The sequence below is a fragment of the uncultured Apibacter sp. genome (assembly GCF_946479295.1).
Classification (GTDB): domain Bacteria; phylum Bacteroidota; class Bacteroidia; order Flavobacteriales; family Weeksellaceae; genus Apibacter.
In genome coordinates this window covers 1-12,166 of the sequence record NZ_CAMLFD010000022.1, presented here as the reverse complement: position 1 = coordinate 12,166, position 12,166 = coordinate 1, and the positions used below count along the sequence as shown (strand labels likewise).

Sequence of the window (12,166 nt, the reverse complement as noted above, 5' to 3'; positions counted from 1 at the left end):
ATCCCTCTTTTATTTTAAAATTCGATACAAAAATTAAGATTATTTAATTCTTGCATCTTTAATTCTTGCTTTTTTACCGCGTAGATCTCTAAAATAATAAATTCTTGCTCTACGTACTTTACCTCTTCTATTAACTTCAATATTTTGAAGCGCAGGCATATTAATAGGAAAAACTCTTTCAACTCCGACATCACCACTCATTTTTCTAATAGTAAATGTCTTAGTAGCTCCAGTTCCTTTAACTTGAATTACAACACCTTTAAAAAACTGAGTTCTTGTTTTATTGCCTTCTTTAATTTCGTAATAAACGGTAACAGTATCTCCTGCTCCAAACTTTGGAAATTCTTTTTTTGCAATGTACTTGTCTTGTACGTACTTAATTAATGGTTCCATTTAAAAAAATATAATCATTTATAATTGAATAACATTCACGTCTTTCGTCAGAGGTTATTCAATCGGCTGCAAAATTAATCATTCTTATTTAATTCTACAAAAATACAATCGAAAAATTAAGAAATGATCAACCTCAATTAAAATTCATTTTATTTATTTTTTTTTGAATCTTTTTTAATTTTTTCAGCTATTTTTTTTGCTCTTTTTTCACTATCAGGATGACTAGATAACATTTTAGATTTTAAGCCTTTATCTACTCCTGCTTGTTTTTCCATTTCTGCAAATTTAGTGAATGCTGTAACTAAAGCCTGAGGATCTTTTCCATTGGAAACTAAAAATTTATATGAATAGTTATCTGCATCTGATTCTTGAGATTGAGAAAATTGGGCTGATGTCAACGTTTGAGCTAAGCTCCCTATGTCGGAATTAACTATATCTGCAACTGAACCTTGGGTGTCACCTGCATACTTAGCTGCTGCCGCCGTTAGAAGCGCTTGTTTATATCCTTTTTTTGAATGTCCCAATTTTACATGTCCTATTTCATGTCCTATAATTGCTAACAATTCATCATCTGTCATAATATCCATAAGCGATGAAAATACACGTACGCTACCATCTGGGCTAGCAAAAGCATTTACATCAATCACATAATAAACTTTATAATTTAAATTTAATCCATCATAATTTTTATACGGCTCAAAAATTTTTGCCAGGCGTTCTGCATAAGCCTTCTTATTATCTTTATCAGTAATCTTACACACGGGATTATTCTCATCCATCCACTTTACTGATTCCGCAGCTGCCATTGCAATTTCTTCGTCAGAAATCGTGATTGCTGTTGCTAAATTTTTAGCTGCCTCGATTTTCCCTTTTCCTATATTGGTATTACCAATTTTTATTTGAGAATTTATACTTGTATAAAGTAAGCAAGCAAATGAAAGAGTTAAAATAATTTTGTTCATAATTATAAAATTTTCTGAATACAAAAATATTAATTTTTTACAATTATGAAATATAAATAATAAATAATTATATGCTGCATTGACAATAAAAATAATCGATATATACTTTCAATTCCAATTATATTTTATTAATTAATGTAGAATTTGAAGAAGAAAGGTAGGTTGGATAAAAAAGGCATTTATTGATTAAAAATTTTTTGAATTTTTAATCAATAAATGAAAGAAATAGCTTATACGTTAAAACGGAAATGAATAATATCTCCGTCATTTACAATATATTCTTTACCTTCCACAGATAACTTTCCAGCTTCTTTTACCTTAGCTTCAGAACCGTAGGTTATAAAATCGTTATATGAAATAACTTCCGCTCTAATAAAACCTTTTTCAAAATCTGTATGTATAACACCGGCTGCTTGGGGTGCCGTCCATCCTTTTTCAATTGTCCAAGCCCTAACTTCTTTGACTCCTGCGGTAAAATAGGTTTGTAAATTTAATAATTTATAGGCTTGACGTATTAAACGATTTACTCCCGGTTCATTCAAATTCAATTCTTCTAAAAATATCTGACGTTCTTCATAAGTCTCTAATTCAGATATATCGGCTTCTATTTGGGCCGCTAGAACTATAACTTCAGCCTTTTCATCTTTAACCTTTTCTTTTACTTTTTCTACATATTCATTACCCTCTTTAGCAGATTTTTCATCTACATTGCAAACATACATTATAGGTTTAAAGGTTAACAATTGAAGTTCAGCAATGACAGGTTCTGTAATACTATCCGTTTCAAATTCGCGCGCATTTTTTCCTTCTTCAATAAAAGACCTTAATTTTTCCAACACGGATACTACCAGTTGTTCATCTTTATTTCCCGCTTTAGCTGCTCTTTTAGACTTATCTAATTTCTTTTCAATGGTTTCCAAGTCTTTAAGTTGGAGCTCAATATCAATGATTTCTTTATCTCTAACCGGGTCTATAGTTCCTTCAACATGGGTTATATTTTCGTTTTGAAAACACCGTAACACATGTATAATAGCATTTGTTTCTCTTATATTAGCTAAAAATTGATTACCTAGTCCTTCGCCTTTACTAGCTCCTTTAACTAAGCCGGCTATGTCTACTATTTCCACTACCGCAGGCACTACCCTTTCCGGTTCAACTAATTCCTCAAGCTTATTTAACCTTAGATCAGGTACAGAGACTGTACCGACATTCGGTTCAATAGTACAGAATGGATAATTAGCAGATTGTGCTTTTGCATTAGATAAGCAGTTAAATAAAGTAGATTTTCCTACATTGGGTAAACCAACAATTCCACATTTCATACTTGAAAAATTTATGACAAATATATAAAATTATAATTTAGCTTTTTAAGAGAGTCTTTAATGAAAAATATTTAAAAGGTAAAATAAAATTTTATGTTAAAATTCAGATTTCCCTACTACTTAATATTCTCAAATATAAAAATATTTAATCCATAAATTTATCTGTTTTCAATTATAGTAAAGATAGATTAAATTGATCAATCTGTACTAATCTTTTTCCTTTTAGAGATCATTTATAAACTTAGTAAAAGACTGATTAATATATTAGACATTGTTCATATTAGGTATTTCACCTTCATCTACTTTAAACTCATGATTCTAAAAATAAATTCTATTATTATTAGATTTCAATTCCATTATAATAAGATTCCCCTAGCATCATGAGCTATGAGAATGAAATCTGAAGGAATTATATTCTTATAAAACTTAATAAATTACTATATTTTTCTCTGCCTAAACTAAGAAATTGATCAAACGAAAATCCATCATTTCTATCAGAAAAAAATCTAAATGAATTTGGCTGAAGCTGTCCTACGTTATATTTCTTTGAGAAATCTTTATAATCATTTGATAAATTATTCCTAATAATTTTTTCTCAAAATTGGAAATGTCTTCTAAGGTTGCGGAATTTTTAGAATAAATAATAGTAGCCATAAACTATTTTTTACCTTTACTTGTTGAAATTTCACCTGTATGTCTTACTGCATCTTAAATATGAGAAATGCATATATCCAGAATACTTATAGTGCAATGTACATCGTGCTAGTCGTAGATTTCCTAGACCATACCTAGCGCTCTATTATGGAACAAGAGTTAAATTGAAAAAGCAGAGAAGTTTCGTTTTTCTTACACTGTTTTTATTAGTTATAATAAGTAAAACCAAAAAAATTATTTGGGTCTAAAAACAATTGCCTTTCATTTCTCCCATCTTTGTAATTAATCTCAAGGGGCGAAAAAGGGATCGCTTTGTAGTCAATTTGAGTTACTTTTATTTCCTGTTCAGTCTTAAATAATTGTGAATATATAGACATTAAAGAAAATTGATCATCTTCATCAACATCAAACCATTCATTTATATTTTTCAGATGATTATAACAAATAATCCCATCATCAATGTACAATTCGAAGACATTTTCATTTATGATGAAATATATCCTCTCATACATTGGGTGGAAAACCGGTGGAGTTTCAGCATCTATATAACCTGAAACCATAACGTTACTTATAGTACCTTGTAACATGCGGTTAAATAATTGTTTCATATGAGTAAGAACATTTCACATTCAAAAAATAAACTTAACAAGTCACTTATAAGTTGTATTAAATAAATTCAATTTAAAAAATGACTTTTATTAAAAAATGCCCATAATTTGCATTTTATTTTAAAAGTATTTCTAATAATTCTTCAGAAATAGTTCGACCTTTATCTTTGTTATAAAATCCTTGAATATCTTTTGCAAAATCATCATGGGTATAATTATCCGGGTCACTTTTATATTTTTTCAAAAATGGTACACATGGTTTGGGTCTCGGTCCCCAGTGCGCTATTTCTTGAAAAGTATCCGGTTCAATAAACAGTACAATAGGAATTGCTTTACCTCCATTGGTTAAATATTGATTAATTAATGATTCGTCTTCATCTCTAAAAAAAATCCTCATTTCCAATTTTTCGGAAGATTCAGCTATTTTATTAACAACAGGTACTATTTGAGCAGCATCACCACACCAACCTTCAGATATAACTAAAATATTCTTTTTACGTGTAATTTTCTGTAAACCCGATAATACTTCATTTTTCAATACTAAGGTTTTATCATTACGATGTATCCGACTAAGGTTCAAGCGTGTATATTCAGCATATTTTTTTATTTCTTCATTTTTAGAAATTACTCCTTCATTTGCTTGTATTTCAATAATATTTTTGTACTCAGCATACGAAACTCCTTTATCCCAATAGTTTCCTAAATTTATTGAATCCATCATCTTATATTATATTTTTCATTTTTATTTACTTTTATATATAGATTTGAAATATTTAAGATTTGAAAAATTATTTTATTTAAAGATAAGTTTCTCATATTCATTACATTTAGTAACAAATACAAGTCTTTATATGTAATTTAAATATTAACAGATAATTTACTCTCCATATTCCTTATTATTTATAATTACATAAAATAATTTTTAATGTATGGAAATATATTTTTAATATTTAAAAATTATACTTTTCTCACTTTATCTAACAACCAAAAATCAGCAAGTATTAATGCTGCTAAAGCTTCCACTATAGGTACTGCTCTAGGAAGCACACAAGGATCATGCCTTCCTTTTCCCTTAATAACGTTTATATTTCCTTTTTCGTCTATAGTTTGTTGTTCTTTCATTATGGTAGCTACCGGCTTAAAGGCTACTTTAAATAGGATATCCATGCCATTAGATATTCCACCTTGAATACCTCCGGAATTATTGGTTAAAGTTTTTCCGTTTTGGATAAAAATATCGTTGTGTTCGGATCCTTTTAAGTGAGTACCGTCGAAACCGCTTCCAATTTCAAATCCCTTAGCTGCATTAATGCTCATCATACCTTGAGCCAGTCTGGCGGATAGCTTATCAAATATAGGTTCACCTAAACCTATCGGCACATTTTTAATTATACAGGTTATTATTCCGCCAATTGTATCGCCTTCCTTTTTAATTTCAGCTATTCTTTTTATCATTTTATCAGCTGTTTCTGAATCCGGGCATCTAACTATGTTCGATTCAGTTAAAGAAAGATCAAGATCATAAATATTTTTTTTCAGGGTAATATCACCTACAGAGGAAACAAAAGCTTGAAATTTGATTGTAGATAATAATTGTTTAGCCAAAGCACCGGCAACAACCCAATTGGCAGTTTCTCTTGCAGAGGTTCTCCCTCCTCCTCGATGATCCCTAATTCCGTATTTATTAAAATAGGTAAAATCTGCATGAGAGGGTCTAAAAATTCCAGTATTATGATCGTAATCATTGGACTTCTGATTAGTATTTTTTATAAGAAATCCTATGGATTGACCAGTTGTCTTTCCTTCAAATATACCAGAAAGAAATTCAACTTTATCATCTTCTTTACGTTGAGTGACAATTTTTGATTGACCTGGTTTCCGACGATCCAGTTCTTTTTGTATTTTTTCAAAATTAATGGATAATCCGGCAGGAAACCCATCAATAACACCTCCAAGTGCAGGTCCATGACTTTCACCAAAGGTAGTAAGCTTTATAAATTTACCGAATTCATTGAACATATTCTTACAAATGTAAGAAATAAAGTAAATTTACAAGTAGTATTATTTACAAAAACAGAAAATCTTTTATAGATTTTCTGTTTTATTATCTGAAATTATTTTTTTGAATTAGAGTAATGATTTAATATGCTTTATATTGCTTTGGATGGTATCTACAACTTCTTTAACATTTCCACTCAACATCATTTTGGTCATAGAGGTAGTCATCCCTTTTATTTGTGTCCATTCTATTTTAGGGGGTAAGGCAAGTGAATTTGGATCGGTCATTAGATTTACCAACACAGGACCATTGGTTGAAAATGCTTCATGTATGGCTCCTTCTACTTCTTCGGGCTTAGTAACATTAATACCTTTAAATCCCATAGCCATAGCTATCATTGCAAAATCCGGATTAACCATATCTGTCTCATTATCAGGTATTCCATCTACTTCCATCTCCAATTTTACCATACCTAACGAACGATTATTAAATACAAATAATTTTACAGGCAAGTTATATTGGTAAATTGTTGCTAAATCTCCCAATAACATTGAAATCCCTCCATCGCCACAGAAGGAGATAATTTGTCTTCCCGGGTTTGCTAAAGCGGCACCAATTGCCATAGGCATGGCATTAGCCATCGTACCATGACTGAAAGAGCCTAACATTTTTCTCTCTCCTGTTGCTTGTATATAACGAGCTCCCCAAACACAGCACATACCGGTATCTACAGTAAATATAGCATCTTTAGCAGCTAATTTATTTATTGTGGATGCTACATATTCCGGATGGATTAAATTTTCTTTTCCTGGATCTTTTACATATACATCCAAGCCTTCTTTTACTTTTTCATATTTATGCAGCTGCTTTTTTAGAAAAGATTCATCTTGTTTTTCTTCAATTAATGGTAATAACACGTGTAAAGTATCTTCAATTTTTCCGCATAATCCCATATCAACTTTTGCTCTTCTTCCTAATCTGTCAGCTCTTTCATCAATCTGAATTATTTTTTTATTGGTAGGCATAAAATTAGCATATGGAAAATCTGTTCCTAAAAGAAGAATAACATCTGCTTCATGCATACTTTGAAATGCAGAGGGCAAACCCAATAATCCGGTCATACCGACTTCATAAGGATTATCGTATTGAATTCCCATTTTTCCTCTAAAAGAATATCCTATAGGAGCTTTTAATTTTTCGGCTAATTTAATAAGGTCAGCATGTGCTTTACTGGCACCTATACCGCAATAAATGGAAATTTTTTCATTTTCATTCAAAATATCGGCAAGTGTTTGCAATTCATGATCTGAGGGTCTTATAATTGTATCATTTTTATAAACTTTTAAAGAACTTAATATATCCTCAGCAGGTTTTGATTCTAAATCACCAGGTAATCCAAAAACGGCTACCCCTCTTTTTGATTGAGCGTTCTGAATAGCCCTTTGTAACATTCTTGGAGCTTGTTCAGGTAAAGTTGCAATTTGACAGTATACACTGCAATCATCAAAAAGCTTAGTAATATTAGTTTCCTGAAAATAATCCGTACCAAATTCTCTTGTTCCACAGGTGGAAGCAATGGCGATCACAGGCACATTTGCCCTATTCGCTTCATAAAGACCATTAATTAAGTGTATATGCCCAGGACCGGAACTTCCAGCGCAACAAGCGATCCCTTCTAACTCAGCCTCGGCAGCTGCTGCAAATGCTCCAGCTTCTTCATTCCTAACATGTATCCATTGAATTTTCCCTTGTTTTTTAATAGCTCTATTTAGCTCATTTAGACTATCACCCGTTACTGCATAAATTCTTTTTATACCAGCTTCTGCTAACATATCTACTAATTGATCTGCTACTTTTTTTTCCATAATAATTTTAAAAATAAATAAAGTATAATTACTTGCTCAAAATTTGTTCCAGGTAAATATACTTTTTTAATAATTTTAACAATTATTGTTTATTTGATAGCATTATAAGTAGTTATAAGATAAATATTATTTTAGAATTCATGATTAAATTGCTGTAGCATACGTATATCATTTTCGGTAAACATACGTATATCCCCAATTTGATACATAAGCATAACTATTCTTTCAATCCCCATTCCGAAAGCAAATCCACTATATTTTTCCGGATCAATGTTAACATTTTTTAAAACATTAGGATCTACCATCCCACAGCCTAAAATTTCTAGCCATCCTGTTCCTTTAGTTATTCGATAATCAGTTTCCGTTTCTAATCCCCAATAAACATCAACCTCAGCACTTGGCTCTGTAAAAGGAAAATATGACGGTCTCATACGTATTTCTGATTTGCCAAATAATTCCGAAGTAAAATATTGTAAAGTTTGTTTTAAATCTGCAAAAGAAACATCGGTATCAATATATAAACCTTCAATTTGATGGAACATACAATGTGATCGTGATGAGATGTCTTCATTCCTATATACCCTTCCTGGAGATAATATACGGATAGGAGGCTCATTATTCTCCATATATCTTATCTGAACAGAGGAAGTATGGGTTCTTAATACCATATCCGGATTTTTTTCTATAAAAAATGTATCCTGCATATCTCTAGCCGGATGATATTCAGACATATTTAAGGCTGTGAAATTATGCCAATCATCTTCAATTTCTGGTCCGTCTGCTACTGAAAAACCTATTTTTTTAAAAATATTGATAATCTTATGTTTAACAATATTTATAGGATGTCTGCTTCCTAGATTTAAAGGAATTCCCGGACGAGTTAAATCATTTTGTATTTCGGAATGATTGTCTTCATTAACATCCTCTTTTAAAGAATCTATTTTTTTTGCAACTGATTGTTTTAAATTATTTATCAATTGACCAAATTCTTTTTTACTTTCGTTAGGAACTTCTTTAAATTTTTGAAATAGGTCATTCAAAATTCCTTTCTTTCCTAAATACTTGATTCTAAATTGTTCAATTTCTTCAGCTTTTTGAGAAGAAAATGACTCTACTTCCTCTAAATATTTTTTGATAGTATTTATCATTAGTTATCTTTAATAATTTTTATTTTATAAAGATTTTTATCTTTTTGCAAAAATAATAAAACAAAAATACTATTATTATTTTAAAAAAAAGATTTCATAAATATTTTAAATTCTGATATTCATTTATTTCTAAGACTTATTATAATAAAAAAGCCTCTTTTTACAGAGGCTAAGGTTTTTAAAGAAATAAAAACTAAATAAACATTAAAATAATGCCTTTTTCAATATAAATTGTTTTAGTGTGTTTGTAATCTTACAATCGTATAAACAAACACCATACCATTTATCTTATTATATTTAATTATATTATTTTTAATAATTAAATATAACTAAACAGTAATTTAAATAAATATATTATTAAGCTTATATTTTATAAAAATAATTTAAAATAATAAAATTCAAATCAAATTTCCAATTATGACATGTTATACAACAAATAAATATCCGTTATTATATTAATTATTAATATATAAATAACTTATAAAATAAATTTATAACTATAGTTGTTATATAATGAATAAATTATGAATTTATAAAACATGTCCATTCAATCACTATTACTAACAACTTTACAATTAAAAATAAGATTTAAATTAGTAAATTTGAATTTTCTAAACATAAATACAATTATGATTAATAAATTCATAATGTATTGTTTACTAATACTAACTTTTTTAAATTGTAAAACATTGGAAATAGACAAACAAACATATGACGGACTGGGAAATGGCCTATATGCAAATATTAAAACAAATAAAGGTGATATGTTGGTTAAATTTTTTGATCATGAGTCTCCAGTAACCGTAGCAAACTTTATTGGATTAGCTGAAGGTAAAATTCCAAATGATACAAAAAAATTGGGTGAACCATTTTATGACGGAATCATTTTTCATAGAGTAATTAAGAATTTTATGATTCAAACCGGTGATCCTCAAGGAACAGGAATGGGTGGTCCGGGATATAGATTTGAGGATGAAAAAAATGATTTAAAACATACTGGAACCGGAATATTATCTATGGCAAATTCAGGTCCGAATACAAACGGAAGTCAATTTTTCATCACTGAAGTGCCTACTCCTTGGCTTGACGGACGGCATACTATTTTCGGTGAGATAATTAAAGGTTTAGATACTGTAAGCTCAATCGCCAATGTTAAAACTGGAGCTCAAGATAAACCGGTTGAACCTGTAATTATGGAAAAAGTTTCAATCATTACTAAAGGCGATGAATATAAAAATTATAATGCAGCACAGTTTTTTAAAGATAATAAAGATTTGATTTCTGAAAGAAATAAAAAATATCTGGAAGAAAAGCAAAAACTTATAGCAGCAAAACTTGATGAATTAAAAGTAAGTATGACTCAAACAGAAAGTGGCTTATTTTATAAAATTGATGAAAAAGGTTCCGGAGCTAAAGCTAAATCGGGAGATATAGTTTCTGTTCATTATGAAGGTTCTTTAGCGAATGGTAATATCTTTGATTCATCTTTTGCTAGAAATGAACCCATTGAATTTCCATTAGGAAGAGGAATGGTAATCAAAGGTTGGGAAGAAGGAATTTCGCTTTTGAATGAAGGAGACAAAGCTACTTTTTTAATTCCGCCTTCTTTGGGTTATGGAGCTCAAGGTGCCGGAGGTGGGGTCATACCACCTAATGCTTGGCTTATATTTAAAGTTGAACTGATTAAGGCTAAATAATTAAGAATTAAGAATTAAAAATAATAAAATCCGGTTTAAAGATTAAAACCGGATTTTACTTTTATAATACTGCCTGAAACAAAAAACGTTCTTTTTAAGCATTGACTTTTCCTTCAACTTTTTTTCATATTTTATCTTAATTCAAATATTTATATATAAGGAAATTAAATTGGTATTTATAAATTTTTATATTTTAGCTATTCGATCTACACTAAAAATTTGATAAATTACTTCTTAAACACTTATTTTTTACATTTTATACTTTAGCATATAGGTATATATATTTCAGTTTTTAATTTCTCAGGCACAACTCTACCCGGATGATTTATATATTTTTCAAAAATAGGAGCATCACGCAATAATAAATCATTGGCAGGTATTAAGTCAGCGTAAATAGTATTATAAACATCTCGAAAATATTTGTATGAACCTTTATAGAGAAACTTGGCAAATTTTCCGCCTTTAATTTCTTTAACTCCTATTTCTCCTTGAGGTTTTACATCATCTAATATAACGAGACAAACATCTGTTCTAAGTTTTTCCAAATAAGTTATTTTAGGATCGTCATAATAAATGCAGATATTTTCAATCTCTCCAGAGTATAGTTTATTACTCTTAACAAATTTCCATAAGCGTTTCCAAGTATTACTGAAATCCAATTCACTATATTTTCCCGAAAGACTAATATATATAACTTTCTTAGCAGGTATCTCAACAATCTTAGGCTTATCAATATCTAACAAAATGTCTATATTTTCTTTATCCTTTTTTTCAACTATATAATCTTTATTTTTCCTAAATTCAAGAGGAGTAATTTTATACAATTGCTTAAAGGCTTTCGAGAAAGATGATGGAATATCATAGCCAACCTTATATCCGATATCAGAAATTGGTTGGTCCGTATATCTTAATAATCTGGCAGCCTTTTCTAATCTTATTCTTATAATATAACTTCCTATAGGTTCTTTAAGAAAAGCTTTCGTTATCCGATGAAAATGATAGAGCGAAAAATGGCTCATTTCCGCCAATTTAGATAAATCAATTGTTTCATGTAAATGATTGTTTATATATTCAATAACAATATTCATTTGTTTTTGATATATCTCCTTCGTAGTTATTTTGAAGTTCATATTTATAAGCTCAGCAATTAATCAATTTATCAACTGCTAAAATAAATATATTTTATAGAATGTTATTTTCCTATCTTGCTGATAAAAATCTTTAACAGTTTAAAACAAAATCTTTGATGAATTATAATTTTATACTAATTATCTTTATCAAGAGTTGTTAATATAAACACAAAAATTATAGATAAATAATATATACATTTCTAATTGCAATCATTCTTAAATTATTCTATATTCATTTGTTACTTCAAGTAATCTAGTTATATTAAGATATAAACTCTCAAATTATATAAATAATTGAAAATTATAATTTTATCTCTTATTTATTATATTTATAAAACTATTAACTATAATATATAAAATAAGATCATTAGATTTATATTTTTATAAT

The 12,166-nt window shown here is 29.1% G+C and carries 11 protein-coding genes; 1 reads left to right on the top strand and 10 read right to left on the bottom strand.

Annotated features, from left to right (window positions below; genetic code table 11):
- Positions 1-39: 39 nt before the first annotated feature.
- The 9 genes from rplS to pheS form a co-directional block, all read right to left on the bottom strand.
- Positions 40-393, bottom strand: coding sequence for a 50S ribosomal protein L19 (gene rplS, locus Q0T35_RS10575; protein ID WP_293917424.1), 354 nt, complete (start codon positions 391-393; stop codon positions 40-42).
- A 149-nt stretch (positions 394-542) separates the two neighbouring features.
- Positions 543-1,355 (bottom strand): M48 family metallopeptidase, encoded by an 813-nt coding sequence (locus Q0T35_RS10570; protein ID WP_293917421.1) that lies wholly within the window; start codon positions 1,353-1,355, stop codon positions 543-545.
- Between the two features lie 230 nt (positions 1,356-1,585).
- Entirely contained in the window at positions 1,586-2,677 is a 1,092-nt protein-coding gene (gene ychF, locus Q0T35_RS10565) for a redox-regulated ATPase YchF (protein ID WP_295843030.1), read from the bottom strand.
- Between the two features lie 531 nt (positions 2,678-3,208).
- A complete protein-coding gene (locus Q0T35_RS10560; protein WP_293917416.1) occupies positions 3,209-3,331 on the bottom strand; it encodes a hypothetical protein in 123 nt (40 codons plus the stop codon).
- Positions 3,332-3,537: 206 nt separating this feature from the next.
- Positions 3,538-3,939, bottom strand: a complete 402-nt coding sequence (locus tag Q0T35_RS10555) for a hypothetical protein (RefSeq protein WP_295843029.1) — start codon at positions 3,937-3,939, stop codon at positions 3,538-3,540.
- A gap of 115 nt (positions 3,940-4,054) precedes the next feature.
- A complete protein-coding gene (locus Q0T35_RS10550; RefSeq protein WP_295811304.1) occupies positions 4,055-4,657 on the bottom strand; it encodes a thioredoxin family protein in 603 nt (200 codons plus the stop codon).
- Between the two features lie 239 nt (positions 4,658-4,896).
- On the bottom strand, positions 4,897-5,958 hold the full coding sequence (aroC, locus tag Q0T35_RS10545) for a chorismate synthase (RefSeq protein WP_293917411.1): 1,062 nt from the start codon (positions 5,956-5,958) through the stop codon (positions 4,897-4,899).
- A 108-nt stretch (positions 5,959-6,066) separates the two neighbouring features.
- Complete coding sequence (locus Q0T35_RS10540; RefSeq protein ID WP_295843026.1) at positions 6,067-7,803, bottom strand: thiamine pyrophosphate-dependent enzyme; 1,737 nt, start codon at positions 7,801-7,803, stop codon at positions 6,067-6,069.
- A 131-nt stretch (positions 7,804-7,934) separates the two neighbouring features.
- Complete coding sequence (gene pheS / locus Q0T35_RS10535; RefSeq protein WP_295843025.1) at positions 7,935-8,951, bottom strand: phenylalanine--tRNA ligase subunit alpha; 1,017 nt, start codon at positions 8,949-8,951, stop codon at positions 7,935-7,937.
- Positions 8,952-9,580: 629 nt separating this feature from the next.
- Between pheS and Q0T35_RS10530 the strand changes: the two genes are divergently transcribed.
- Complete coding sequence (locus Q0T35_RS10530) at positions 9,581-10,648, top strand: peptidylprolyl isomerase (protein WP_295843023.1); 1,068 nt, start codon at positions 9,581-9,583, stop codon at positions 10,646-10,648.
- A 263-nt stretch (positions 10,649-10,911) separates the two neighbouring features.
- Here the strand turns inward: Q0T35_RS10530 and Q0T35_RS10525 are convergent, their stop codons facing one another.
- Positions 10,912-11,778 (bottom strand): AraC family transcriptional regulator, encoded by an 867-nt coding sequence (locus Q0T35_RS10525; RefSeq protein WP_295843018.1) that lies wholly within the window; start codon positions 11,776-11,778, stop codon positions 10,912-10,914.
- Positions 11,779-12,166: the final 388 nt, after the last annotated feature.